This window comes from Methanoculleus chikugoensis (assembly GCF_900095385.1).
GTDB classification, from domain to species: domain Archaea; phylum Halobacteriota; class Methanomicrobia; order Methanomicrobiales; family Methanoculleaceae; genus Methanoculleus; species Methanoculleus chikugoensis_A.
In genome coordinates this window covers 60,296-85,180 of record NZ_FMID01000028.1, presented here as the reverse complement: position 1 = coordinate 85,180, position 24,885 = coordinate 60,296, and the positions used below count along the sequence as shown (strand labels likewise).

The following is a 24,885-nucleotide window of genomic DNA, read 5'->3' as shown; positions in this document are numbered from 1 at the left end:
GGGGGAGTATTCCCCCCTCCCCTGTCCCCACCCCCCTCTCGGGGATAGCCACCACGGTCCAGAGCACGGGGCTTTTGCATCACACCAACTTGTTCTGCCATCCTCAGTCGAACACCCTGCACTCCGCAAACCCAGCACTTGAGACTCTTCTGTCACAACCCCGCCGCGATAAACCCCATCCCCGCCAGCATCACACAAACCCCCACCTGGACCGCCACGTTGTCGTCGAGCGGGAAGCAGGCCTCGATGATGCCCGCAATGGCCGCGACGGCCGCGGCAGCCCACCAGGGGATCAGGAAGGAGAGCGCGAGCGCGGCCGCCGCCGCCCCGGCAACCGTCCCCTCGAACGACTTCTTGCCGACGAGGGTATGCCGCCCAAAGCGCAGCCCGACAAGGGTCGCGACGCTGTCGAGCACCCCGACCGTGACGAGGCCGACCGCAGTGTACCCCCTCCCGAAGACCGCGAGGCAGAAGAGCGCCCCGGCGGCGTAGGCGATCCCGCCCTTGAGCGGCACCTTCCCGGTACGCTCCGACTCGTCCATCACCCGCGAGAGGACCGGGACGTCGTAGCCGCGGGTGAAGGCGTCGCAGAGGAGGAACTGGACGACGAGAGCGGCGCTCACAAAGATGAATGCTCCCCGGTCGCCCAGGCGGAGGATCACCGCCGCGCCGAGGACTCCCATGAGCAGGTGGACAGTCTGGCGGAATGTTTCGCCCATCACACCCGGATAGCGGTCGCGGGAGATAAACCATCGTGCGGGTTCCGGCAAATGCCCGGCAGCAGTCACTTTAAAATAGTCTCCTTCCATCCAACACCCCCTGAGGGAGAAGAATATGGCAGAAGTACGGAAGTATGTCAACCCGCCCGCCGCCGAAGTGATATGCGAGTTCCGGTTCCCCGAAGACACCCCCTGGGACCTGACCTACCCCGGCATGCTGTATGGTCACTTAAAAGACGCCTACCCGAAACGCGACCAGCGCTACGTCCGCGAGGTGGTGATGCTCCTCGGCCCGGAGGGGCTCCGCGAAGAACTCCTGGTCGGCGAACGCTCGATCTTCCTTGCCGAGGACGAAGGCTGCGCCGTCCAGGTCGGGCCCCGCCTGCTCTCGGTGAGCTGCCAGAAACCCTACGTCCACTGGGAGGCCTTCTCGGAGCGGATTCACGGCGCGTTCGACCGGTTCCGGGAGGTCATCGGCACCGACGCCATCGGCACCATGAACCTGCGCTACGTCAACTTCATCGAGATCCCGGAGCGGGAGGTGACGCTCTCGGACTACTTCGCCTTCTACCCCGCCCTCCCGCCGGAACTCCCGCGGGTGCCGGCGGGGTTCATCACCGGGTGCGAGTTCTCGTTCCACGACAACCGCGACAACTGCCGGGTGGAACTCACCGACGCCGTCCCCGAATCGACGGAGCACAACGCGTTCCTCTTAAACATCGACTACTACCTGACGGAAGGCCAGAACATCCCGCCGGACGGGGTTGCCGACTGGCTCGAGATCGCCCACACCCACGTGCGCGACATCTTCGAGGCCTGCATCAAGGAGACTCTCCGCGACCTCTTCACCGTCCGGGAGGAGGCGACGGCGATCGCAGCGGCACGGTGATATCCCGGACCCTCACATCAGCATCCCGATGGTCCCGGTCACGACGTCCGGGCTCGTATACCGCCTCTCCGGCAACCGTGCGAGCGCCCGCAGGATGTCGCCCGGTGCACCTGCCTCGCGGGCGTAGACGACCAGATCCCGTCGGGTCGCCGGGTAAGGGGCGTCGCGGAGGTACTCGTGAACGCGGGACATGGTCATGGCGGTTGGTAACGCCGTCTCAATCACCTCCTTTCCGACCCCTATGGAGCGGGAACTATTTGACCGTACCCCTCACCGGTGCAGGATAAGACTATACGTTGAGGCCGCCCCAGAAGGGCGAGATATCGGGAGAAGATGTATGATTCAGACACGGGGAAGCGGCATACTCCTGCATATCACGTCCCTGCCGTCGCCGTACGGCATCGGGGACTTCGGCCCGGCGGCATACCGGTTCGTCGAGGCGCTTGAGCGGGCGCGGCAGCACTACTGGCAGATCCTGCCGCTCAACCCGACAGAGAGCGCGTACGCCCATTCCCCCTACTCGAGCCCGTCGGCGTTCGCCGCAAATACCCTCCTCATCAGCCCGGAGATGCTCGTCCGGGAAGGCTATCTCAGGAAGAGCGAACTGGAGCCGGTGCCCGGTTTTCCGGACGGGCGGGCGGCATACGAGGCGGCCGCGTGGTACCGGGAACGGCTGTTTGCGGTTGCCTACGAACGGTTTCGCTATTCCGGGCCGGATCGCAGGTTCGAGGCGTTCTGCGACGGGGCGGGATGGTGGCTCGACGACCACGCGCTCTTCGTCGCGCTCAAGGACCATTTCCGCGGGCAGGCGTGGACCCGGTGGCCGGAGGAGATCCGGGCCCGGGAACCGGAAGCCCTCAAAGAGATGCGCGAACTGCTCGACGACCGGATACGAAAGGAGAAGTTCCTCCAGTACATCGCCGCCCGGCAGTGGTCGGCCCTCCGCCGGTACTGCACCGACCGCGGCATCCAGGTCATCGGCGACATCCCGATCTACGTCGCCTACGACAGCGTCGACGTCTGGGCGAACCCCGGGATCTTCAAACTGGACGAAGACCTCCGCCCGACCGTGGTGGCGGGGGTGCCGCCCGATATCTTCAGCAGGACCGGGCAGCTCTGGGGGAACCCGGTCTACGACTGGGCCGCACTCCGGGGACGGGGATACGACTGGTGGGCGGGCCGGATCGCCCGGTCCGGCGAACTCTACGACCTCTTCCGGATCGACCACTTCCGGGCGTTCGCCGATTACTACGAGGTTCCGGCGGGAGATGCGACGGCGGAGCACGGGACCTGGGTCGACGGGCCGGGGGCTGAGTTCTTCGAGACGCTCGCCCGGCGGTTCCCCTGCTTTGCCATCGTCGCCGAAGACCTGGGGGCGAACACCCCCGCCGTCCAGGCCCTCCTCGACCGGTTCGCCTTTCCGGGGATGAAGATCCTCCTCTTCGCGTTCGGCGAGGGGATCGAGGAGACCCCGCACATCCCGCACAACTACGTCCATAACCTCATCTGCTACACGGGGACGCACGACAACAACACGGCGAGGGGGTGGTTTGAGGAGGAGGCGACGGAGGAGGATAAGGAGCGGTTCTTCACCTACATCGGGCGGCAGGTGGGGGCGGACGAGGTTCACCGGGAGCTCGTCCGGCTCGGGATGACCTCGGTCGCGCGGGCGTGCATCGTCCCGATGCAGGACGTCCTCGGCCTCGGTGCCGCGGCGCGGATGAACTACCCCTCGACCGTCACGGGGAACTGGGAGTGGCGAATGACCCCCGCGGAGTTCGACGATGCGCCGTTTGCGTGGCTCCGGGGACTCGCGGAACTCACCGGGCGGGGGTAATTTGCAGTGGCGCGAATTTACCCAGAGTTCACTTCGAAATGCCTGATTCGATCATGTTGGATAGTAACTTGCATGCAATGATACAATCGGCTAAGAGAAGGAAGATATCTGATGGAAAGTTCTCTGCACAGCATTCCTGACACGGATTCCCATTTGGTATCGCCATTAGGGGAGGGGTTGCAGGGGAGGGGTTGCAGGGGAGGGGGTCTCCCCCCTCCCCTGTCCTCACCCCCCAGGCGCGATATCCACCACGATCCAGTGTATCAGGTGCTTCAGGAAACAGCCCGGTTTTGTTTACCCAACTCCACAAAGTGATGTCCCGATAGTTTGAGGAGCCTATCAGTACCGGGAGGTCAGGACATCGAGTTCTTCCCGGATCGTCCGGCGGACCATCTCCTCGATCCTGGTGTAGTCGCGCTTCGCCTTCTCCTGCGCCGCAAGCATCTCTTCCATCTTCATGATCCCGGCTGAGAGGTTCTTCCCGTACTTCAGGGCGATCGCCAGCGCCTCTTCGTCGACCCGGACGACTCTCGACATGGAGGGAGGTTTTGCGGCCGGGGATTTATTTGTTACAGTTTTGTTACGGAACTGACGATGATGTTACGGTTCTGTTACAGCAACGAGGAACCCGTAACGATTGCGTTACACGACACGATCAGGTAGAGATTGCCGGGAGAATCGCCTCGTTCTTCGGCCCCTCTACAGATACGCCTCCGTCGCGTAGCGCCGCATCATCCGGTGCGTGTTGAAGTAATAGGCTATCTTCGCGATCGAGCTCCGCATGATCGTCGCCCACTCGTCCTTCCGGTGGTAGTAGGTAGGGATGATCAGGTACTCCAGTTTGCTGTAAAGGTCCTGGAGTTCCCGGGCCCGCCGTTCGGCCTCGCTCACCGGCGCATCGGGTCCGGGGCCGATCGCCCACCCCGTCGTCCCCTCGATCCAGCCCTCGATCCACCACCCGTCGAGAACACTGAAGTTGACCACGCCGTTCAAGGCGGCCTTCATGCCGCTCGTGCCGCTCGCTTCGTAGGGTGGGAGGGGCGTGTTCAGCCAGACGTCCATCCCCGCGGTCATCAGACCCGCAATATCCATCGAGTAGTTCTCGAGGTAGACGCCCGTCACCTCGCCCTCGAGGTCGCGCATGGCATCGTGGATCCGGCGGATCTCCTGCCTGCCAGCCGCATCCGCCGGATGGGCCTTCCCGGCGAAGACGAGCTGGATCGCCCCCCGCCTGCCGGCCTCCCGCAGTTTGTCGAGGTCCGAGAAGAGCAGGGCTGCCCGCTTGTAGGCGGTCGCCCGCCGGGCAAACCCGATCGTGAGGGCATGAGGATCCAGGTCGACCCCGTTCTTCTCCCTGACGTAGTCCACCAGGGCCTGTTTCGCCTGCCGGTGGGCGTGTCGGATATCCTCGTGCGGGATCTCGTCGACCCTGACGAGCAACTCAGGCTCCTGCGCCCAGCCGGTGATGTACCGATCATAGAGATCCCGGAACGGTCCCGACGTCCACGTGTGCGGGTGAACGCCGTTCGTCACCGCACGGATGTGAAAGGCCGGAAAGAGCCGTTGCGAGAAGTTCATGTGCGCCGTCGTCACGCCGTTGACGTACCTGCTCAGGCGGAACGCGAGGGTCGCGAGCGCAAGCCCGTCTTCGCCGATGTACTCGTCGAGCAGGGTCGGCGTGATCTCGGCGCTGAGCAGGCGAATTACCGTATCCCGGGGGAACGTCTCGAACGCCGTCGCCACCGGTGTATGGGTGGTGAAGATGCAGTGTGTCTGCACCTTCTCTTCGTCCATACCCGGGCGCCTGAGGAGCTCGAGGGTGAGGAGGCTCGAGTGGCTCTCGTTGATATGGTACTTGCCGACCCTGATCTCCTGTGCCGCGAGCATCCGGGCCCCGCCGATCCCGAGCACGATCGCCTGTTTGAACCGGCACTCCTGATCGCCGCCGTAGAGGCAATCGGTTATCCCCCGGTCATCCGGCGTATTCTCCGGGAGGTCGGTATCGAGGAAGAAGACCGGCACGAGGCCGCCAACAGGGCTCCAGTAGTCGTAGATCCAGGCCCTGATCGCGACATTCGCATCCCCGATCCGCACCGTCACCCGCTCGGGGAGTTCCCGCATGTGCCCCCGCGGCTCCCACTCGTCCGGAAGGTCGACCTGGTCGCCCTCCGGGGTCAGCCGCTGCCGCACGTAGCCTTTCCGGTTGACGAGCGTCACCGCGACCATCGGGATGAGGAGGTCGGCGCTCGAACGGATGACGTCCCCGGCAAGCACCCCAAGACCGCCGCTGTAGGTCGGTATATCGCTCTCGAGACCGATCTCCATCGAGAAGTAGGCGATCTTCGCCCCCTCGACGAACGTATCCCTGCAGAGTTTGTTCGAGAAGTAGTAGGTCCCGCCCCGAATATCCACTGAATACGTTGCCGTTGCCGGGTCCACCGGCATCCCGCAGACAGGGTCCCTCGCCGCCATGGCCCTGCATTTCCTCTGCTCCATATGAACCTGCCTGTGCCCGGACAGCGGCACCTATATACAATCCGGTAGAGAGGGGCGGGCGGAAGAGCCATGGAGCGTCAGGTGATCGGCACCGACGAGGCCCGGGGCATGGCCGTCGACGACCTCTGCCGGGTTCTCTCCTCCCGGCGGGACGGTCTCGCCCAATCCGAGGCGAACGACCGTATCCAGAGGTTCGGCTACAACGAGCTCCCGGAGAAGGAGGAGAACGCGGTCAAAAAGTTTCTGCGCTACTTCTGGGGTCCCATAGCGTGGATGATCGAGGCGGCGCTCGTCATCTCGGCCGTCATCGGGCGCTGGGAGGACTTCGCGATCATCCTCGTTCTCCTCCTCACGAACGCGATCGTCGGCTTCTGGCAGGAGCGCCAGGCCGGCAACGCTATTGCCATGCTGAAAAAGAGGCTCGCGCTCGAGGCGCGGGTGCTCCGCGACGGCCGGTGGCAGGAGGTCGCCGCACGGGACCTCGTCCCCGGCGATATCGTTCGGGTCAGGAACGGGGACATCGTGCCCGCCGATATCAAACTCGTCGAGGGGGACTTTCTCTCGGCCGACGAGTCCGCGCTCACCGGGGAGTCGATGCCGGTCGAGAAGCACGTATCGGATATAGCCTACTCCGGCTCCACCGTCAAACAGGGTGAGATGACCGCGCTCGTGGCGGCAACGGGTGATGCGACCTTCTTTGGCAGGACCGCCCGGCTCGCCGGGGAGGCAGAGACGGTCAGCCACTTCCAGAAGGCCGTCGTCAGGATCGGCGACTACCTGATCGTGCTTGCGATCGCCCTCGTCACCATAGTCTTCATCGTCTCGCTGGTCAGGCATGAGAGCATCCTTGAAACCCTCCAGTTCGCTCTTGTCCTGATCGTGGCGGCCATTCCCGCGGCGATGCCGGCCGTCCTCTCGATCACCATGGCCGTGGGGGCGACGGCGCTTGCCCGGAAGGAGGCCATCGTCAGCAGACTTGTCGCCATCGAGGAGATGGCCGGTGTGGACGTCCTCTGCACCGACAAGACCGGGACGATCACCGAGAACCGGCTCACCCTCGCCGAGGTCGTCCCGTTCGGGGGGTTTGAGAAGGGCGATGTTCTGTTCGCCGCCCTCCTCGCATCCCGGGAAGAGGACCGGGACCCCATCGACGTCGCGATCATCGAGTCAAAGGAGGGGCAGGCTCTCAAAGAACCGCTCCGTTCCTTCACCGTCACCGGCTTCAAGCCCTTCGACCCTGTGGTGAAACACACCGAGGCCACAGTCCGGAGCGCCGACGGCCGGGAATTCCGGGTCGCAAAGGGCGCGCCGCAGGTGATCCTCGCCCTCGCCGGCGGGGGGGAGAACCTCGCAGAAGCGGTCGACCGCCTCTCCGGGGCCTTCGCAAAGAAAGGCTACCGGATGCTCGGCGTCGCAAGGAGCGATACCCCCGGTGCCTGGGCCTACGCCGGCGTCCTCGGCCTCCACGACCCGCCCCGCGACGACTCCGCGGCAACCATCAAGACGGCGGCGGATATGGGGCTCGACGTCAAGATGGTCACCGGAGACCACACCGCGATCGCACGGGAGGTCGCGCGGGAGGTGAACCTCAGGACCGAGATCGCCACCGCTGATGCCTTCGTAAAGGAGAGCGACCCGAGAGCCGCGGAGATCGTCGAGAAGGCGGCCGGGTTTGCCGAGGTCTTCCCCGAGCACAAATACCGGATCGTCTCTCTCCTCCAGTCCCGGGGGCACATCGTCGGCATGACCGGCGACGGCGTGAACGACGCCCCCGCCCTGAAGAAGGCTGATGTCGGGATCGCGGTAGCCGGGGCCACGGACGCCGCAAAGTCGGCGGCCGCGATCGTCCTTACAAAACCGGGCTCTCGGTGATCATCGACGCGATCAAAGAGAGCCGGATGATCTTTCAGCGCATGAGCCACTACGTTACCTACCGGATCGCCGAGACCATCCGCGTCCTCTTCTTCATCACCCTCTCGATCCTGCTCTTCGGGTTCTTCCCGATAACCGCCCTGATGATCGTCCTCCTCGCCCTCTTAAACGACATCCCCATCATGACCATCGCCTGGGACAACGTCCTCTACTCCCGGTCCCCTGAACGGTGGAAGATGCGCGAGATCCTCACGCTCGCGACGACCATCGGGTTCGTGGGCGTCGTATCCTCGTTTATCCTGCTCGCCATCGCACAGGGGCCGCTCGGCCTCCCCCTGGACATCATCCGGTCGCTCATCTTCCTCAAACTCGCGGTCGCCGGCCATCTCACCGTCTTCGTCGCCCGCACCCGGGGGCCGTTCTGGTCCGTCCGGCCCGCCCCGGCCCTGCTCGGGGCGGTGATCGCCACACAGACCGTCGCGACCCTGATCACCGTCTACGGAATATTTATAGCGCCCATCGGCTGGCCGCTTGCGATCTTCGTCTGGGTCTACGCGCTCGTCTGGGCGCTCGTGATCACGGACCCGGTGAAGGTCTACGCCTACCGCCTCATCGACCGCGGCAGCATACCGTTTGTCCGGTGAGGGAATCCCTCACCGGGGCACCGGGGCCGCCTTCTTCGCGCCCCGAAGGCGTTCCTCGACCTCGGCCACCCGGAGGGTGATCGCCAGGAGCGCATCGGGCTCGACCGATATCGAGTCGATCCCCTGCTCTACCAGGAAGTCGGCGAACTCCGGGTAGGTGCTCGGCGCCTCGCCGCAGAGCCCGCTGTGCCGATGGTTCCGCCGGCACCCCTCGACGGCCATCGCGACCATCCACTTGACGGCCGGGTCGCGCTCGTCGAAGGCCCCGCCCACGACCGCCGAGTCGCGGTCGATGCCGAGGACGAGCTGGGTCAGGTCGTTTGAGCCGACCGAGAACCCGTCGAAGTACTCGCTGAACGCATCGAGTTCGACGACGTTGCTCGGAACCTCGCACATCTGGTAGACCTGGAGACCGTTCTCGCCCCGGCGCAGATCGTTCTTTTCGAGTTCCTCGATGACCCGCTTTGCCTCCTCCGCCCGGCGGCAGAAGGGGATCATGACGACCAGGTTCGTCAGGCCCATCTCTTCTCTCACCCGCTTCAGCGCCCGGCATTCGAGCGCGAACCCATCCCGGTAGCGCTCGTCGTAGTAGCGGGAAGCGCCGCGGAACCCGAGCATCGGGTTTGCCTCCGCAGGCTCGAAGTAAGCACCGCCGAGAAGGCTCGCGTACTCGTTCGTCTTGAAGTCGCTCGTCCGGACGACCACCGGGTTCGGGTAGAACGCCGCGGCGATCGTCCCGACGCCCTCCGCGAGCCTCTCGACGAAGTACTCCTCCCCGTCCGGGTAGCCGTAGGTAAGGTCCGCGATCGATTGCCGGACGGAATCGTCCGTGACCCGGTCGGGGTGGACGAGCGCCATCGGGTGGACTTTGATGTAACTGCTGATGATGAACTCCATCCGGGCGAGTCCGATGCCGTCGTTCGGGAGCATTGCGAGCCCAAAGGCCATATCGGGGTTCCCGAGGTTCATCATCACCTCGGTCTTCGGCCGCCGCAGGTCCGAGAGCCGGGTCTTCTCGACGTGGAACGGGAGGGCCCGATCGTAGATGAACCCCTCCTCCCCCTCGGCACAGCTGACCGTCACCTCGCGGCCTGTCGGAACCTTCTCGGTCGCGTCGCCCGTCCCGACGACCGCGGGGATGCCGAGTTCCCGGCTGACGATCGCGGCGTGGGATGTCCGACCGCCCCGGTTCGTCACGATGGCGGCGGCCGTCTTCATCACGGGCTCCCAGTCGGGGGTCGTGGTATCAGAGACCAGGACCTCCCCCGGCCTGAACTCAGGGAGGCGGCCGACGTCGGTGACGATCCGGGCCTTCCCGGCGGCGATCTTATCGCCGATGCTCTTTCCGGCGGCGAGCACCGTCCCGCGCTCGTCGAGGCGGTAGGTCTCAAGGACGTCTCCCGCCTTCTGCGACTGCACCGTCTCGGGCCGGGCCTGGACGACGAAGAGTTCCCCGGTCTCGCCGTCCTTTGCCCACTCGATATCCATCGGCACCGGTCTTCCGGCCTTCGTCGAGTAGTGGTCCTCGATCGTGAGCGCGTATCCCGCAAGCGTCAGGATATCGTCGTCGGGGATGCAGAACCTCATCCGGTCGATCTGGGGGACATCGACCCTCCGGGTGACCTCCTTCGTCCCCCCGTGGCCGTAGATCAGTTTCACTCTCTTCTCGCCGAGGTTCTTCCTGACGATCGCCCGGTAGCCCTTCCGGAAGGTCGGCTTGAAGACGTAGAACTCGTCGGGGTTGACGGCGCCCTGGACGACCATCTCGCCGAGGCCGTAGGAGCCGGTGACAAGGACGACGTCCCGAAAGCCCGTGTCTGTGTCGAGCGTGAAGATGACCCCGCTCGAGGCCAGGTCGGAGCGAACCATCTTCATCACCCCGACCGAGAGGGCGACCTTGAAGTGGTCGAAGCCGTTATCCACCCGGTAGGCGATCGCCCGGTCGGTGAAGAGGGAGGCAAGACACCGGGTGTAGGCTTCCCGCAGGGCCTGGTAGCCCCGGACGTTCAGGTAAGTCTCCTGCTGCCCCGCGAACGAGACCGTCGGGAGGTCTTCGGCGGTGGCGCTCGACCGGACGGCGACGTCGGCATCGGGCCCGTACTCGTCGCAGAGCATATCGTAGGCGGTCCGGATCTCGCCCCAGAGGTCGTCGGGGATCCCGGCCGAAAGGATGAGACCGCGGGCCCGCCTTCCCCGCTTTGCGATGTCGGTGACGTCGCTACGGTCGAGCCCGGCAAGTGCCTCTTTGAGGTCGTCGAGGATCCCTGCGGATGTAAGGACGTGCCGGTAGCCTTCGGCGGTCACGGCGAATCCGTCGGGGATCTTCACGCCCTTCGGGGTCAGTTCGCTATACATCTCGCCGAGCGATGCGTTCTTCCCGCCGACCAGGCCGACGTCTTCGTTTCTAATATCGGCAAACCAGCGGATGTAGGCCGCATCCTGCTTCATGTCCGCCCACCCCCGGCCTGCGGCGCTGCCGGCACCCGGTAGGTCCCGGCGACGACGTTCTGCGGGTTTCCGGCAAAGAACGCCCAGATATTCTCGATGCTTGCATCGAGGATCCGGTCGACCGCACCCCGCGTGTTGAAGGCGTTATGGGGCGTGAGGATCGCCTTATCGGAGTGCAGCAGGCCGAAACTCTCGAGCGCATCCCGGAGCTCGTCCTCCGACGCCTCGCCGGCCCCGGCAAACTCCTCCTCGATCCAGACCTGCTCCCCCTCGAAGGTGTCGAACGCGACTCCCCCGAGGCGGCCTTCGCGTAGAGCGTCCGCGACCGCTCCCGTATCCACCACGCCGCCCCGGGAGGTGTTGATGAGGAGCACGGTATCTTTGACCAGCCGCAGCCGTTCTGCATCGATCAGGTGGTGCGTCGCCTTCGTGTAGGGGACGTGCAGGCTGATGACATCCGCTTCCCGCAGGAGTTCGTCGAGGTCCATGTAGCGGACGCCGTAGTCCTCTGTGAGGGCCGGATTCGGCCTCAGGTCGTAAGCGATCACGTTCATCCCCGCCGCGTGGGCGATACGGGCGAGGTGCGACCCGATGCGCCCGGTCCCGACCAGGCCGAGGGTCTTACCGGCGAGGTCGATGCCCTGCAGTCCGGCCCGCGAGAAGTCGCCCCGGTCGGTTCGCTCAAACGCCGGCCTGAACCGCCGGGCGAGGGCCAGGATGAGCCCGAACGCGAACTCCGCCACCGTGGACTCACCATAGTGCGGCACGTTAGAGACGGCGATGTTCCGCTCCCGGCAGGCGACGAAGTCGATGTGGTCGAACCCTGTGGACATGGCGGCGATCATCTTGAGGCCGGGCAGCCGGTCGATGACTTCCCGGGTGACGCGGGACATAACGAAGACCCCGATGCCCTCGGCGCCATGGGCAAGCGAGACGTTCTCGATGGTGAGGGGTTCGGCATGGAGGGAGACGTCGTAGTCGCCTTCGCCGGCGAACGCCCTCCGGATCACATCCTGCTCGTGCTCATCAAGGCCGAAGAAGACCAGTTTCGTCATAGTTCTCCTTCACTCCCGGGAGGCCATGTAAGAGGCGATATCGACCATCCGCTTTGCATACGCAAATTCATTGTCGTACCAGACCAGGACCCGGGCCATCCGCCCGCCGGCGACGCTCGTGGAGAGACCGTCGACAACCCCGGAATGCGGGTCGCCGACGATGTCGGCCGATACGAGCGGGTCCTCGGTATATGCGAGGTATCCCTTCATCCTTCCTTCCGCCGCCGTCTTCATCGCGGCGTTCACCTGGTCCGCCGACGTCTCCCGCGAGAGGTCCGCAACAATATCGAGGACCGACCCGTCGGGGATCGGGGCCCGGATAGCTATCGCGTCCATCTTCCCGGTGAGTTCGGGGAGAACCCGGGTGGTGGCGACGGCGGCCCCGGTCGTCGTCGGGATCAGCGAGACGGCTGCGGCACGCCCCCGGCGCGGTTTCTTTGTTGCCCGGTCGACCAGCGCCTGGGTGGCGGTGTAGGCATGGATCGCCGTCGCCATCAGCCGTTCGACGCCGAACGAGTCGTTGAGCACCTTCGCCGCTGGCGCAAGCGCGTTGGTGGTGCAGGAGGCGTTCGAGACGACGGTGTGCTTTGCGGGGTCGTACGACCCCTCGTTGACGCCGAGCACGACCGTCAGGTCCGCGTCGGACGAGGGTGCGCTGATGACTACCCGTGATGCCCCGGCGTCCAGGTGCTTCGCGGCGCCCGCCCGCTCCGTGAAGTGCCCTGTGCACTCGAGCACCATATCCACACCGAGGTCCTTCCACGGGAGGCGGGTCGGGTCCCTCTCGTGCAGCACCCGCACCTCCTTCGGCCCAAACCGGATATGGTCCGGGCCGGCCTCGACCGGGAAGGGCGCCCGTCCGTGGACCGAGTCGTACTTCATCAGGTAGGCGAGTTCTTCCGTCGGGTTTGGATCGTTCACCGCGACGATCTCGATCTTCTCCGGCGGATCGGTCAGGTAGTTGTAGAGAACCTTCCGCCCGATTCGCCCGAACCCGTTGATGGCAACCTTCTTCATGACACTTCCCCCTGTCAGATGGGTGGCCCTCTGCGGGATGGTATATATGATCTTTGCCGGCGGCTATCCCGGCCTGGCCTGCCGGGCCACGCCCCGGGCGGCCGCCGCAACCTCCTCCGGGTCGCCAAGGTAGTAGCGCCGGACGGCCTGCAGGCCCTTATCCAGTTCGTAGACGAGGGGATAGCCGGTGGGGATGTTGAGGGCCGCGATCTCGTCGTCGGGAACCCCATCCAGGTGCTTGATCAGGGCCCGGAGGCTGTTCCCGTGGGCGGCGACCAGGACGGGTTTGCCCGCCATAAGGTCCCGGGTGATATGGTTCTCCCAGCAGGGGAGCACCCGCTTGAGCGTGTCGTGCAGGGACTCGGTTGCAGGGAGGGTCTCCGGGTCGAGATCCGCATAGCGAGGGTCGAACCGCGGGTGCCGGCGATCGTCCCACGCGAGCGGCGGCGGCCGGACGTCGTATGCCCGGCGCCAGAGATGCACCTGATCCGCACCATACTTCTCCGCGGTCTCCGTTTTATTTAAACCCTGCAGGGCGCCGTAGCTCTTCTCGTTCAGCCGCCACGACCGGTGCACGGGAATGTACATGAGGTCAAGGTCGTCCATGACGATCCAGAGCGTCCGGATCGCCCGCTTCAGGACGGAGGTGTAGGCGACGCTGAACGTATACCCGCCGTCCCTGAGGAGTTCCGCCGCCTTATGGGCCTCCTGTATACCCTGTGGCGAGAGGTCGACATCGGTCCAGCCCGTGAACCGGTTCTCCCTGTTCCAGGCGCTCTCGCCGTGCCTTAGCAGGATCAACGTTGCCATAGCATTCTTTCCCCGCATCCGGTATGGGACGCCCCCGGATAAAACCCTTGCATATGCCGCAAGATACCCGGCGAACGATGCCGCGACGCCCCGAAACCGGAGCGAGATCCCGTCCCTCGCCTTCCGGCGCCATAGTGCAATGGGATCCGGATAGTCGTTATAATCGTCGGGATCAGAAAACAGACCACGGATAAGTCCGAAATTTTTCGTAACTTACCATTCATTTATCACTCATTCCCGCTCATATGCAGGTGTATGGCACCGAACAGACAAAGGAACAGGAACTTCATCCTAACGGCGGCATCGCTCTTCGTCATCTTTGTGGCGTGCATCGTCGTCGCGGGGTGCACAGGGGGCACGTCGACGCCGGGAGCGGTCGTCGGGCTTGCCGGAACCTCCTGGACGCTCGATTCGTACCTCGACGAGAACGGCACGCTCGTCCCGGTTCTGCCGGGAACGGAGGTCACGGCGGCCTTCAGCACTGACGGCAAGGTCACCGGCTCGGCCGGGTGCAACTACTACGGCGGCGACTACCAGATTGACGGAACAACTCTCTCAATCTCCTCGCTCGTCCAGACGCTGAAACTCTGCACGGAGCCCGAAGGCATCATGGAGCAGGAAGCACGGTTCACTGACCTCCTCGGCTCGGCGGCAGGATGCCGGATCGAGAACGACCGGCTCATCATCACCGACGCTGCCGGAGCGACGACGCTCATCTTCGTCGAGGAAGACGCGCCCACGGGGCTCGCGGGAAACACCTGGTGGACGCTTGTGAGCCTCGCCGGGGAGAACGGCACCCAAACGCCGGTCCTTGACGGCACGAGCGTGACGGTGACCTTCAGCGCAGAGGGCAGCCTCGGCGGATCGGCCGGGTGCAATCACTACAGCGCGGACTACACCGTGGACGGCGCAACCCTCACCATCGAGCCGGCCATAAGGACCGAGATGTACTGCAACGAGCCGGAAGGCCTCATGGAGCAGGAGGACCGATACCTTGCGCTCCTGACCGACGTCGCCTCCTACCGGATTGAGAACGACCGGCTGATCCTCGCCGACAGCGAGGGCGCCGACCTCCTGGTCTTCGAGAAGGCCGTCCCGAAGTCCGACCTCCCGCTCGTCGGGACGGACTGGGTGCTTGATTCCTACAGCACCGGAGGGGACGCAATCTCCTCGGTGATTGCGGGGGCAACGGTCACCGCGAACTTCGCAGCCGACGGGAACGTCACCGGCAACGCCGGGTGCAACCACTACGGCGGCCGGTACACCCTCGACGACACGACCCTCTCGGTCTCCTCGCTCTACAGCACCCTGATGTACTGCGAGACGCCGGGGGTCATGGAGCAGGAGGGAGCGTTCATGAGCCACCTCGCGAACGTCTCTTCCTACCGGACGGAAGGCGACCGCCTGGTCCTCACGGACGCGGAGGGAAACGACCTCCTCTTCTTCGTGCAGGCCGAGGAGGTCCAGCCGGCACCGCTCGCCGGGACGGAGTGGACGCTTGAGTCCTTCAGCAGCCCCGGTGGAGAAACGGTCTCCTCGGTGATCGCCGGGACCACGATCACGGCGGTCTTCTCCGATGGGAACGTCGGCGGGAACGCCGGGTGCAACTCCTACGGAGCCGGCTACCGGATCGACGGCGCTGAACTCAGCATTGAACCGCCGATCAGCACGAAGATGTACTGCGGCGAGCCGGAAGGCGTCATGGAGCAGGAGAACCGGTACCTCAACCTCCTCGAGTCGGTTGCAGGCTACCGGATCGACGGGAACCGTCTCGATCTCCTCGATGAGGGAGGAGCGACCCTCCTCTCATACAGCGCGGGCCGGGCCTGATCCCTACCCCGTCTCCGGGACAGGGGCCGAACGGTCCCCTGCCCGATTTTACCTATTTTACTCCTCCGGAACGGCCGTCTATCTCTTCTAAGCGCTCTCCGGATGGAGAGTCCGGATCGGTCCAGGACGCATCCGATCCCGGGGAAGAGGAGAATCGAGAGGATTTTGATGGAAATGGGTTATTATTTCTTCTCTCGCCTCCCATGCCTACCCGAGAGAGATGGGACGAGAGGGACAGAACATACTCGCAAAGACGGCATTCCTGATCGTCGTGGCGGCGTGCATCGTCTCGGTCGTCTGGACCGGCGGTGCGGACACGTCCCCCGATGAGAGCGGCCGCATCGCCGAACCGCTTAGCGGGACGGCATGGAACCTGGTCGAGTTCCGCGCCGATAACGGCTCCGTCGTCGCGCCCCTGCACGGGGAGGCGCCGCTCATCGTCTTCGGCGAGAGCGGAACGCTCACGGGGTCCGCCGGGTGCAACCTCTACTCCGCCTCCTACCGGATCAACGGCTCCACCATCGCGGTGGAACCGGTCGTCGCCACCGCGGCCTACCCCGCGAATGAGCAGGAACTCGTGCAGCAGGAGAACCGCTACCGGGAACTCCTCGTGGCGGCCGCCTCCTACCGGGTCGAGGACGACCGGCTGACGATCACCGGGCCGTCCGGCCGAGAGCTGCTCGCCTTTGCGCGGGCAGAGCAGCCCGAGAGCGCGCCGCTGCTTGCGACCGAATGGCACCTCACGCACTACACCAACGGCAGCGGCAGCACCGTCGCATCGCCGGTTCCCGGCACCGATATCATCCTGGTCTTCGACAGCGACGGCACCCTCTCGGGGTCGGCCGGGTGCAACGCCTACTCGGCCCCCTACCGGGTCAACGAGACGGGGCTTAGCGTGGAGCGGGTCATCGCGACGAAAGCCTCCTGCACCGAGCCCGCCGGCGTCATGGAGCAGGAGAAGGCCTACCTCGACCTCCTCCGGTCGGCGGCGGGCTACCGGATCGTCGGGGACACCCTCGCGGTCATCGACGGCACGGGGAGGGTGATTCTCTTCTTTGAATCCGAGGCATGAGGTGGAGAGAGGAAAACCCGAACGCTTTTTGCAGCATGTGTGTGGCGGCTGAACCAAACGGCAGAACCTGCTCTGCCATTTCCACCGCGTTGCCCGGCTCAAGGGCTCCCAGCCATATCCTGATCCGTTTTTTGGCGGCACCCGGCACGGATTTCGTGAGAACTGCACACTTCGCACCTTCGGCCAGTCGCATATCGCCACGCACTGCCCGCCCCCCAAGGGGGGCGGGAGGAGCGCGAAGCGCGGGCGGTGGGGGGCTACAGATATAGCCTTATGAGGGGGGAGACAGGGGAGGGGGGATGCTCCCCCCTCCCCGTCAGCCCCACCCCCATGGCGATACTCCCACGGTCCACTGCATGGGGATTTTTCCTCGCTCCGATCACTGTGCGTGCTTAAAATAAAATCCGGCAGTGTTCAGACTCTTATACCCAAGAAACCCAATCATCTCGGACCCTCCGATCGGAACGTCGCACCTCGCACCTTGCACCTTTGGTGCTCAAACTCACTGCACCGGAATGGCTGAGTAAACGATCTCATCGGGTCCAGGCTAACCCTGCCGCGCCCAAGAACCAGAACGAACCACAACAAAGCAAAACGAGTTACGCCGGATACGACCGCCCTTCTAGCCCTCTGCCGGAAGAGAGTAGTGCATCTGGGCAAAGACCCACGCGTGGCCGGTTCCCCGGAGCACCGCCGTCATCCGCCCGTTCATGGTCCGTGGGACGCCGCCCGCGACAGAACTGTAGGTCATCTCCGCCATCACCCAGGCGACCGTTCCCTCGGCGCCGATGAGAACGTCGGAGAGGTCGAGCGCGACCGTCTCCGCCTGCGCAAAGCCGCGCTCGAGGTGCCGGCGGTAGGCCTCCCTCCCGATCGCCTTCTCGTCGGCACCCGTGCCGAAAGCCCGGAAGTCAGGATCTGCGAGCGCTACCAGGCTCTCGACATCTTTTCTGCCCATTGCCTCCGTCATCCGCCGGAGCACCGCCATGATCTGCTCCCGTGTCTGCTCGCTGACTCGCATGAGGAGTGGTCATGTCAAAAAGAGTTATTCGTTTCGAGCAGGTGCGGCGGTTCAGGCCGAAGAGACGTCGGGCGCGTCTCCGTCTCCCGGGTCTCTCCCAATAGTCCGGAGGTACGCGCGGAACCCCGGCGACCGTGCGGCCTCGATGAGAGCGGAGACGCCCTCGTCCGCGGCAAGTTCCTCTCGTATCACCAGGTCGCACGACTCATAGCCGATCGACGTGAACCGGAGCCCCGCCTCCCGCGCTTCAAGGGCCGAACAGACCCGGACGTCCCCGGGTTCGCCGGAAGGGGCGGCACCGATACCCTCCCGGTCAAGCCACGCATCGAGGAGGAACTGCGCCGCCGCGCTCTTCGGGCGGTTCGCGACCCGGAGCGACGCAAGGCTCCCGGCGTCAAGAGGATCGGCCGACGCGACCCCGAACTCCGTCCGGGCCACCGGCACCCGGAGGAGACGCGCATCGGGCAGGTAGCGGAGCACCTGGTCGCTCCATGCCGATGTGGTCTCGGGGAGAGCAACCGTTGCCGCGTGGCAGGTCTTCGCCCGCAGGGCAAGCACCGCTCCAACTGTCGATGCATTGCAGCAGTGGAGATGGTAGCCGGCCTCCGCGAGACGGTTTCCGAGTTCGCCGAGGACGGGGTCGCGCCTCCCGACGCAGACGAGCGTCCGGGCGAGGGAAGCGGGCGGGACGGTGAGGCGGACACGCACCTCCTCGCCCGCCTCGATACCCTCCCGTGCGGCCGGGATATGGAGGTAGCCGTTCGCCCGGACGACCGCCATCTGGATGCCGCCGCCCCGGGGATGGGGTGTCGCCCAGCAGGTGCCGTCGACCCGCCCGATCGAGACCGGGACGAACTCGTCGAACCCGAGATCGGACGCCAGCCGTCGCGAGAGCCGGACATCCAGTTCTTCGCCCGGGAGCGGCTCAAGCCCCCACCACGAGAGGAGGTTCCCGGCAACCTCGCGGAGAACGGTCTGGGCGGCGACGGGATACCCCGGCATCCCGAGAACCGGCTTGCCGCCGACGTTCGCGAGCAGCACCGGTTTTCCCGGCCGGACCGCGATCCCATGAAAGACGATCTCCCCGAGCTCCTCGACGACGTCACGGGAGAAGTCGCGGGTGCCGGCCGACGAACCCGCCGAGAGGATGACGAGATCGTTCTCGGCGACCGCCGTCTCCACCGCCTCCCGGATCAGGCCGGGTTCGTCGGGAACGATCCCGTACCGGCGGCAGGTCGCCCCGATCCCGGTGAGGTAGGCCTCCGCCATCAGGGTGTTCGTCTCGATCGTCTGGCCGGGCCCCGGCGCCGTACCGAGCGGCACGAGGTCGCTCCCCGTCGGGACGATCCCGACCCGGACCGACCGGACGGCGAGCCGGGTTATCCCGTAAGTCGCGAGCGCACCGATATCGAACGGCCTGACCCGGTGGCCTTTCGGGAGGACGAGTTCCCCCGCCCGGACATCCTCGCCGGTACGGCGGATGTTCTGCCCGGGTGCGGCGGACTTCCGGATCCGGGGGATGCCGCCCTCGTCCCAGGTATCCTCGATCATGACGACGGCGTCGAACGGTCGCGGGAGCACCTCGCCGGTGTTGACGCGGGCATACCCGGCAAGCGGCAGCGGCCGCTGGTCCTGCGCTCCACGGGTCTCGCCGCTCTTCACCGCGTACCCGTCGAACTTCGCGATATCGGCCATGGGAACGGAATACCTCGCATAGAGGGGTTCGGCCGTCACCCTGCCGACAGCCTCTGCGAGCGGCACGGTCTCGGCGCGGCCCAGTGAGAGAAACTCCCGCCGCATCATCGCGAGCGCCTCGGAGAGCGGAGTAAGGTTCAGGTATCTGCGTGGCATATTCGTGGTTCCTGGATCATTGTTTCTCTACTTCTGCGGCCGGGAACGAACGGTGCAGTCGAAGAGCGACGCCTCGTCGGCCGCAAGGATCGCATCGACGCTCTCCGGCACGTCCCGGAGGAGGAAGACCGCCTCCTTCCCGGAGCAGGAGAGAACGTACCGATCTCCTCCCGAACGCCCCAGCCGGCGGTTCCCGGGGCTCGCGCCGGTGATCCCGATGAGCGCGTCGGCGATGCAGGGGTCGGGGCCGGGCGCGACCGAGATCTGCGGGGACGCGAGATCGCGCCCGAAGATGCGCATCGCCGCCTCCGCGAGCCGCACCCCGACCGCCACGCCGGAGCAGAGTTCCCCGTGATAGTTCACCGCCTCACGGATAAGACCCGCCCGGTACTCGCCGGCCCCCATCTTCCGGATCTTCTCCGTCCGGTCGTGGCCGGTCGCGGAGAAGACGCAGTCCCATCCCGTCTGGTAGGGTTTGATATCGATCACCGGTGTTTCGTCGATCACGTCGACGTTCGCGAGCAGAAGAAACCGGTCGTCCCGTATGCCGCGCAGCCGGACCACCGAGACCGAGAGGGGGTTCGGCCGCGCCGGAGAGCGGAGAGAGAAGACACCTTTCTCCGGCAGATCGCCCGAGACCTTCCGGGGAACCGCTCTCAGGACGTCCCGGCCGGCCTCGTGCAGCCAGCAGACGAGGATCAGGTGCGAGTTCTCCTCGATACCGGAGAGTCCCCCGGCGTACCGGGGATAGATCTCGATCTCGGCGTCGACGCCCTGGACCGGCATATCGCTCCTTGAGCGGATACTGGAATGCACGAGTCCGATCGGAGAGAGTTCCATGCAGTGTCTTCTATCTCGATAGGATGTAATGCCTCCCCGCGGGGGGAAGAGGGGCTCCTCAGTACGCTACCTTCTCGTAGTAGGACTGTGACCGGCAGTCGGAACAGGCACCGTCGACGAGCAGGTTGTCGGGAACCATCTCGCCGCAGATGGAACAGATCGCGGACTTCCACGGCCATTTCTGGGGCACTTTCACCCGCACACGCTCACAGGAGAGCATATCGCGTCCCGCATCGATGACCTCGTCGATCAGATCGATACCCCGGGTTCTCGGGTCGAAGAGCGGATCCTTGGTGTACCAGAGAGCGAACGTCGGATACCGCTCAATCTTATCGCCGTCGACGAAGACCCGGATCCCGTTCACGTACGGGGCATCGGCCGGCCCGTTCACGGTGAGAGCGAACTTCCCGATCGGGAGCACCCGGAGGCGGTGATTCCCGGTCGTACAGTGAGCGATCACCTGCAGGGCGTCGGGCAGGCACTTCGTGGTCTCACAGACGGCATAGATCTTCTTGCCCGGGGGAGATTCCAGGAGTTCCAGGGCGTAGTCCACCATAAAGACCCCGACCAGGAGCCCGGGGGCCGCGAAGGTGTGAAAATCGATGCATCTGTGGAAATTATCGATTAATTCCGGAGGGGAGCCTTTGGACTCGAGCCGGGCCTCGATATCTTCCCATGTATGATTCAGTCTCGGTTGCACGGAGATGTATATGGTCAAGGTAGGTTGTAAACATTTTGGATCGGTAAATCGGGTTTAATTTACCCAAAACGAGTTGTTGCGGTGTATCGCCGAGGAAGCGTCACCGAATCGCATAATAAATGATATCGTAGTCGGTACCCCCGGTGCCGGAGATTGGGTCGGGGAAGCGATCAACTATATAGGATGAAAATCCGGCCAAGGTTAAAAGAGTAAGTTTAAATTTATATACTACTTAGTAGAGTAAAGCCACTGTTAACATGTCCGTTCTAGCCGGACATGCATGGCAAAACCGACGTTGAATGCAACTATCGGGAGAATTCACATGGCTGACATTAATGGTAAATTACGTTACGTTCCCACAACCTGCCCGTACTGCGGCGTGGGGTGCGGGCTCAACCTTGTGGTGAACGACGGTAAACTCGTGGGGGTCGAACCCTACAAGAGGACCCCGATCAACGAGGGCAAACTCTGCCCCAAGGGAATGACCTGCTGGGAGTTCGTGCAGAGCCCCGACCGGCTGACGAAGCCCCTCATCAAGAAGAACGGCAAGTTCGAAGAAGCGTCCTGGGACGAGGCATACGACCTCATCGCCTCGAAGTTCAAGGAGACCTACGAGAAGTTCGGACCGAAGTCCCTCGGCTTCCAGGTCTCGTGCCGGACGCCCAACGAAGAGTGCTACATCATACAGAAACTCGCGCGGGTGGCCTTCAAGACCAACAACATCGACAACTGCGCACGTATCTGCCACGGGCCGTCCGTCGCGGGGCTCTCGCTCTCGTTCGGCTCCGGTGCCGCGACGAACCCCTTCGAGGACCTCGCGAACACGGACCTCATCTTCATGATCGGCGCGAACAGTGTCGAGGCACACCCGCTCGCCGGCCGCCGGATCCTCCAGGCAAAGAAGGCGGGCAAGACGCTCATCGTCTGCGACCCGCGCTACACGCCCACGGCGCGCCTGGCTGACCACTACGTCCGCTACAACCCCTCGACGAACATTGCCCTGATCAACTCGATCATGTACTGGATCATCAAGGAGAACCTCCACGACAAGGAGTTCATCGAGAAGCGGACGAAGGGATACGAGGATATGAGGAAGGTCGTGGAGAAGTACGCGGATGTCGAGTCGATCACCGGCGTTCCCACCGAGCGGGTCAAGGAGATCGCCCGGATGTACGCCAGCGCGAACAACGCGGTGATCATCTACTGCCTCGGCATCACGGAACTCTCGACCGGTACCGACAACGTTCGGTCGCTCGGAAACCTCGCGATGCTCACCGGCAACATCGGGAGACCCGGTGTCGGCGTCAACCCGCTCCGTGGCCAGAACAACGTCCAGGGCGCCTGCGACATGGGTGCCTACCCGAACGTCTTCTCCGGCTACCAGAAGTGCGAAGACCCCGTCGCCCGGAAGCGGATGGAGGAACTCTGGGGCGTCACCGGGCTTCCAAGCGATTACGGCGTGACCCTGACAGAGCAGATCAACCAGTGCGGCGACCCAATCAAGGCGATGTACATCTTCGCGCTGAACCCGGTCGTCTCCTACCCCAACGCGAACCACGTAATGAAGTCGCTTGAGAAACTGGACTTCCTGGTCGTGCAGGACCTCTTCATGACCGAGACCGCCCAGTACGCAGACGTGATCCTCCCCGGTGCATCCTTCGCCGAGAAGGACGGGACGTTCACCAGCGCCGAGCGGCGTGTCAACCGTATCAGGAAGGCCGTCGATACCCCCGGAGACGCGAAGGAAGACTGGCAGATCTTCGTCGACCTGGCCCACAAGCTCGGCCTCAATGGATTCGACTTCAACTCTCCGGAGGATATCTGGGACGACATGCGGCGGGTCACCCCGTCGATGGCCGGCATCTCCTACGCGAGGATGGAGAAGCCGGAGTCCGTGCACTGGCCCTGCCCCACCGAGGAGCACCCGGGAACCCCGATCCTGCACCGCGAGAAGTTCTCCGCGGCCGACGGTCTCGGCACCTTCTTCGGGCTCGAGTACCGGCCGCCCGCGGAGGTCGCCGACGCCGAGTATCCGTTCACCCTGATGACCGGACGTCTGATCTTCCACTACCACACCCGGACCCAGACCGGTCGGGCGAAGATCCTCCACCAGGAGGTGCCGGAAGCCTACGTGCAGATCAACGAAGAGGATGCCGCGCGGCTGAAGATCCAGAACGGAGAGATGATCCGGCTTCGGAGCAGACGCGGTGAGGCGGAGGCCCTTGCCAGAGTGACCGACGAGGTCGCGCCCGGCGTGCTGATGATGGCGATGCACTTCGGCGGGAAGGGGTCTGTGAACCTGCTTACGAACAATGTGCTGGACCCGCTCTCCAAGATGCCGGAGTTGAAACACAGTGCGGTTGCCGTCGAGAAGATCACGGGGGTGCAGTAAATGGCAGCAAAGGGAGATATGATATACGCCTGGACAACGAACGCCGATCTCGCCAAAGTGGCGGAGTGCGGCGGTGCGGTGACCGGACTGCTCAAGTACGCCCTGGAGAACAAGATCGTCGACGCCGTGCTGGCGGTGAAGAAGGGCGTGGACCTCTACGATGCGGTTCCCACGATCATCACCGACCCCGCGGAGATCGGACAGACGGCAGGCTCGCTCCACTGCGGAACGCTCCTGCTCTCGAAACTGATCAAGAAGTACCTGGACGGCGCCGAGGATATGCGCCTTGCCGTGACGGTGAAGGGCTGCGACGCGATGGGCATCTATGAACTCGCGAAGCGCAACCAGGTCAACCTGGACAACCTCCTCCTGATCGGCGTCAACTGCGGCGGCTCGGTCAGCCCGGTGACCGCCCGGAAGATGATCCGCGAGAAGTTCGAGGTCGACCCGAACGATGTCGTCAAGGAAGAGATTGACAAGGGCCAGTTCATCATCGTCACGAAGGACGGCCAGCACAAGGGCATCTCGATGGACGAACTCGAGGAGGCAGGCTTCGGCCGCCGGTCGAACTGCCGCCGCTGCAAGATGAAGATCCCCCGCCAGGCGGACCTCGCCTGCGGTAACTGGGGCGTCATCGGCGATAAGGCCGGCAAGGCCACCTTCGTCGAGGTCTGCTCCGAGAAGGGGGCAAACCTCCTCGACGCGGCCGTGAAGGCCGGAGCGATCGCCACCGAGCCCGCGAACCCGAAGGGCATCGAGATCCGCGGCAAGGTCGAGAACGCGATGCTGAAACTCGGCGACAAGTGGCGGGCGCGCTACTTCGAGAGCCTCGGGGAAGGGAAGGAGCGCCTCCAGAAGATCATGGAGGACTCGAGCCGGTGTACCAAGTGCTACGCCTGTATCGAGAACTGCCCGATCTGCTACTGCGTCGAGTGCAGCACGAAGAAGCCCTACCTGGTAGCGCCCGGCGTGCTCCCCGTGCCGTTCATGTTCCACCTGATCCGCTACGCTCACGTGGCCGACTCATGTGTCAACTGCGGCCAGTGCGAGGAGAACTGCCCGATGGAGATCGCGAACTCGCTCTACATGCACGCCCTGCAGACGGACATGGAGAAGATGTTCGGTCACACCCCGGGTGTGGACATGGAACTCCCGGTGCTCGCGCTCGTCGAGGAGAGGGCGGAACGCGACCGGCTCTTCGCGACCGGCAGCGACCAGATATTCGACGTGTTCAAATAATCGCGCATTACGGCAGGCGGTGAGGGGGTAACACCCCTGAGCCTGCCGGTGCCCGACCGTTCGGTCGGGTGTGTGGTAGACCGTCTTGAGTTCCATAAAAGCCTGACTGCGCCCGTGCCGGGGCGCAGAAGGTGTGTCTGGCAATACCCGGTG

General features: G+C 64.4%; 20 protein-coding genes. 8 read left to right on the top strand and 12 right to left on the bottom strand.

What is annotated here, in order from left to right:
- Nucleotides 1-152: 152 nt before the first annotated feature.
- On the bottom strand, nucleotides 153-719 hold the full coding sequence (locus tag L21_RS06110) for a diacylglycerol/polyprenol kinase family protein (protein ID WP_074369607.1): 567 nt from the start codon (nucleotides 717-719) through the stop codon (nucleotides 153-155).
- Between the two features lie 115 nt (nucleotides 720-834).
- Here L21_RS06110 and L21_RS06105 point away from each other — a divergent pair, with 115 nt between their 5' ends.
- Nucleotides 835-1,608 (top strand): TIGR04255 family protein, encoded by a 774-nt coding sequence (locus tag L21_RS06105; protein WP_074369606.1) that lies wholly within the window; start codon nucleotides 835-837, stop codon nucleotides 1,606-1,608.
- 12 nt (nucleotides 1,609-1,620) lie between these two features.
- On the opposite strand, the gene L21_RS06100 is transcribed toward L21_RS06105, so the two are convergent.
- On the bottom strand, nucleotides 1,621-1,833 hold the full coding sequence (locus L21_RS06100; protein ID WP_143727222.1) for a DUF2795 domain-containing protein: 213 nt from the start codon (nucleotides 1,831-1,833) through the stop codon (nucleotides 1,621-1,623).
- Between L21_RS06100 and malQ the strand changes: the two genes are divergently transcribed.
- Nucleotides 1,799-3,445 carry a 4-alpha-glucanotransferase gene (gene malQ / locus L21_RS06095; RefSeq protein ID WP_305954475.1) on the top strand — a complete coding sequence of 549 codons (1,647 nt, stop codon included), beginning with the start codon at nucleotides 1,799-1,801 and terminating at the stop codon, nucleotides 3,443-3,445. The two genes, L21_RS06100 and malQ, sit on opposite strands and share 35 nt — an antisense overlap.
- A 339-nt stretch (nucleotides 3,446-3,784) precedes the next feature.
- Here the strand turns inward: malQ and L21_RS06090 are convergent, their stop codons facing one another.
- Together L21_RS06090 and glgP are read right to left on the bottom strand one after the other, a co-directional pair.
- Nucleotides 3,785-3,982 carry a hypothetical protein gene (locus L21_RS06090; protein WP_074369603.1) on the bottom strand — a complete coding sequence of 66 codons (198 nt, stop codon included), beginning with the start codon at nucleotides 3,980-3,982 and terminating at the stop codon, nucleotides 3,785-3,787.
- A gap of 162 nt (nucleotides 3,983-4,144) precedes the next feature.
- A complete protein-coding gene (gene glgP, locus L21_RS06085; protein ID WP_074369613.1) occupies nucleotides 4,145-5,917 on the bottom strand; it encodes an alpha-glucan family phosphorylase in 1,773 nt (590 codons plus the stop codon).
- Nucleotides 5,918-6,010: 93 nt separating this feature from the next.
- On the opposite strand from glgP, the gene L21_RS06080 reads away from it, so the two are divergent.
- Both L21_RS06080 and L21_RS14285 read left to right on the top strand, forming a co-directional pair.
- A complete protein-coding gene (locus tag L21_RS06080) occupies nucleotides 6,011-7,813 on the top strand; it encodes a plasma-membrane proton-efflux P-type ATPase (protein ID WP_218600631.1) in 1,803 nt (600 codons plus the stop codon).
- Nucleotides 7,810-8,457 (top strand): HAD family hydrolase, encoded by a 648-nt coding sequence (locus L21_RS14285; RefSeq protein WP_218600630.1) that lies wholly within the window; start codon nucleotides 7,810-7,812, stop codon nucleotides 8,455-8,457. Before L21_RS06080 ends, L21_RS14285 begins: the two co-directional genes overlap by 4 nt.
- A gap of 9 nt (nucleotides 8,458-8,466) precedes the next feature.
- On the opposite strand, the gene ppsA is transcribed toward L21_RS14285, so the two are convergent.
- The 4 genes from ppsA to gpmA all read right to left on the bottom strand — a co-directional run bounded on the left by ppsA (nucleotide 8,467) and on the right by gpmA (nucleotide 13,787).
- Nucleotides 8,467-10,905 carry a phosphoenolpyruvate synthase gene (gene ppsA, locus L21_RS06075; RefSeq protein WP_074369602.1) on the bottom strand — a complete coding sequence of 813 codons (2,439 nt, stop codon included), beginning with the start codon at nucleotides 10,903-10,905 and terminating at the stop codon, nucleotides 8,467-8,469.
- Nucleotides 10,902-11,960, bottom strand: coding sequence for an NAD(P)-dependent oxidoreductase (locus L21_RS06070; RefSeq protein WP_074369601.1), 1,059 nt, complete (start codon nucleotides 11,958-11,960; stop codon nucleotides 10,902-10,904). Before L21_RS06070 ends, ppsA begins: the two co-directional genes overlap by 4 nt.
- A 9-nt stretch (nucleotides 11,961-11,969) precedes the next feature.
- Nucleotides 11,970-12,977, bottom strand: coding sequence for a type I glyceraldehyde-3-phosphate dehydrogenase (gap, locus tag L21_RS06065; protein ID WP_074369600.1), 1,008 nt, complete (start codon nucleotides 12,975-12,977; stop codon nucleotides 11,970-11,972).
- Nucleotides 12,978-13,040: 63 nt separating this feature from the next.
- A complete protein-coding gene (gene gpmA, locus L21_RS06060; protein WP_074369612.1) occupies nucleotides 13,041-13,787 on the bottom strand; it encodes a 2,3-diphosphoglycerate-dependent phosphoglycerate mutase in 747 nt (248 codons plus the stop codon).
- 255 nt (nucleotides 13,788-14,042) lie between these two features.
- Between gpmA and L21_RS06055 the strand changes: the two genes are divergently transcribed.
- Together L21_RS06055 and L21_RS06050 are read left to right on the top strand one after the other, a co-directional pair.
- Nucleotides 14,043-15,617 (top strand): META domain-containing protein, encoded by a 1,575-nt coding sequence (locus tag L21_RS06055; RefSeq protein ID WP_074369599.1) that lies wholly within the window; start codon nucleotides 14,043-14,045, stop codon nucleotides 15,615-15,617.
- 220 nt (nucleotides 15,618-15,837) lie between these two features.
- On the top strand, nucleotides 15,838-16,689 hold the full coding sequence (locus L21_RS06050) for an META domain-containing protein (protein WP_074369598.1): 852 nt from the start codon (nucleotides 15,838-15,840) through the stop codon (nucleotides 16,687-16,689).
- 622 nt (nucleotides 16,690-17,311) lie between these two features.
- Here L21_RS06050 and L21_RS06045 read toward each other — a convergent pair.
- From L21_RS06045 to L21_RS06030, 4 genes are read right to left on the bottom strand one after another with little or no spacing between them, the layout of a single operon-like run.
- A complete protein-coding gene (locus L21_RS06045) occupies nucleotides 17,312-17,710 on the bottom strand; it encodes a nuclear transport factor 2 family protein (RefSeq protein WP_074369597.1) in 399 nt (132 codons plus the stop codon).
- Between the two features lie 51 nt (nucleotides 17,711-17,761).
- Nucleotides 17,762-19,561: a molybdopterin-binding protein gene (locus L21_RS06040; RefSeq protein WP_074369596.1), complete on the bottom strand. Its 1,800-nt coding sequence runs from the start codon at nucleotides 19,559-19,561 to the stop codon at nucleotides 17,762-17,764.
- A gap of 27 nt (nucleotides 19,562-19,588) precedes the next feature.
- Nucleotides 19,589-20,401, bottom strand: coding sequence for a tRNA (N6-threonylcarbamoyladenosine(37)-N6)-methyltransferase TrmO (gene tsaA / locus L21_RS06035; protein ID WP_074369595.1), 813 nt, complete (start codon nucleotides 20,399-20,401; stop codon nucleotides 19,589-19,591).
- Between the two features lie 58 nt (nucleotides 20,402-20,459).
- Complete coding sequence (locus L21_RS06030) at nucleotides 20,460-21,101, bottom strand: FmdE family protein (RefSeq protein ID WP_074369611.1); 642 nt, start codon at nucleotides 21,099-21,101, stop codon at nucleotides 20,460-20,462.
- Nucleotides 21,102-21,423: 322 nt separating this feature from the next.
- Between L21_RS06030 and fdhF the strand changes: the two genes are divergently transcribed.
- Nucleotides 21,424-23,493 carry a formate dehydrogenase subunit alpha gene (gene fdhF / locus L21_RS06025; RefSeq protein WP_074369594.1) on the top strand — a complete coding sequence of 690 codons (2,070 nt, stop codon included), beginning with the start codon at nucleotides 21,424-21,426 and terminating at the stop codon, nucleotides 23,491-23,493.
- Entirely contained in the window at nucleotides 23,494-24,732 is a 1,239-nt protein-coding gene (locus L21_RS06020; protein ID WP_074369593.1) for a Coenzyme F420 hydrogenase/dehydrogenase, beta subunit C-terminal domain, read from the top strand. It abuts the gene before it with no gap.
- The last annotated feature ends 153 nt before the right edge of the window (nucleotides 24,733-24,885 follow it).

Bases quoted from the DNA above. Each gene is read 5' to 3' on its own strand.
- L21_RS06110 (WP_074369607.1), bottom strand. From the start codon at position 719: ATGGGCGAAACATTCCGCCAGACTGTCCACCTGCTCATGGGAGTCCTC.
- L21_RS06105 (WP_074369606.1), top strand. From the start codon at position 835: ATGGCAGAAGTACGGAAGTATGTCAACCCGCCCGCCGCCGAAGTGATA.
- malQ (WP_305954475.1), top strand. From the start codon at position 1,799: ATGGTCATGGCGGTTGGTAACGCCGTCTCAATCACCTCCTTTCCGACC.
- L21_RS06090 (WP_074369603.1), bottom strand. From the start codon at position 3,982: ATGTCGAGAGTCGTCCGGGTCGACGAAGAGGCGCTGGCGATCGCCCTG.
- glgP (WP_074369613.1), bottom strand. From the start codon at position 5,917: ATGGCGGCGAGGGACCCTGTCTGCGGGATGCCGGTGGACCCGGCAACG.
- L21_RS06080 (WP_218600631.1), top strand. From the start codon at position 6,011: ATGGAGCGTCAGGTGATCGGCACCGACGAGGCCCGGGGCATGGCCGTC.
- ppsA (WP_074369602.1), bottom strand. From the start codon at position 10,905: ATGAAGCAGGATGCGGCCTACATCCGCTGGTTTGCCGATATTAGAAAC.
- L21_RS06070 (WP_074369601.1), bottom strand. From the start codon at position 11,960: ATGACGAAACTGGTCTTCTTCGGCCTTGATGAGCACGAGCAGGATGTG.
- gap (WP_074369600.1), bottom strand. From the start codon at position 12,977: ATGAAGAAGGTTGCCATCAACGGGTTCGGGCGAATCGGGCGGAAGGTT.
- gpmA (WP_074369612.1), bottom strand. From the start codon at position 13,787: ATGGCAACGTTGATCCTGCTAAGGCACGGCGAGAGCGCCTGGAACAGG.
- L21_RS06055 (WP_074369599.1), top strand. From the start codon at position 14,043: ATGGCACCGAACAGACAAAGGAACAGGAACTTCATCCTAACGGCGGCA.
- L21_RS06050 (WP_074369598.1), top strand. From the start codon at position 15,838: ATGGGACGAGAGGGACAGAACATACTCGCAAAGACGGCATTCCTGATC.
- L21_RS06045 (WP_074369597.1), bottom strand. From the start codon at position 17,710: ATGCGAGTCAGCGAGCAGACACGGGAGCAGATCATGGCGGTGCTCCGG.
- L21_RS06040 (WP_074369596.1), bottom strand. From the start codon at position 19,561: ATGCCACGCAGATACCTGAACCTTACTCCGCTCTCCGAGGCGCTCGCG.
- tsaA (WP_074369595.1), bottom strand. From the start codon at position 20,401: ATGGAACTCTCTCCGATCGGACTCGTGCATTCCAGTATCCGCTCAAGG.
- fdhF (WP_074369594.1), top strand. From the start codon at position 21,424: ATGGCTGACATTAATGGTAAATTACGTTACGTTCCCACAACCTGCCCG.
- L21_RS06020 (WP_074369593.1), top strand. From the start codon at position 23,494: ATGGCAGCAAAGGGAGATATGATATACGCCTGGACAACGAACGCCGAT.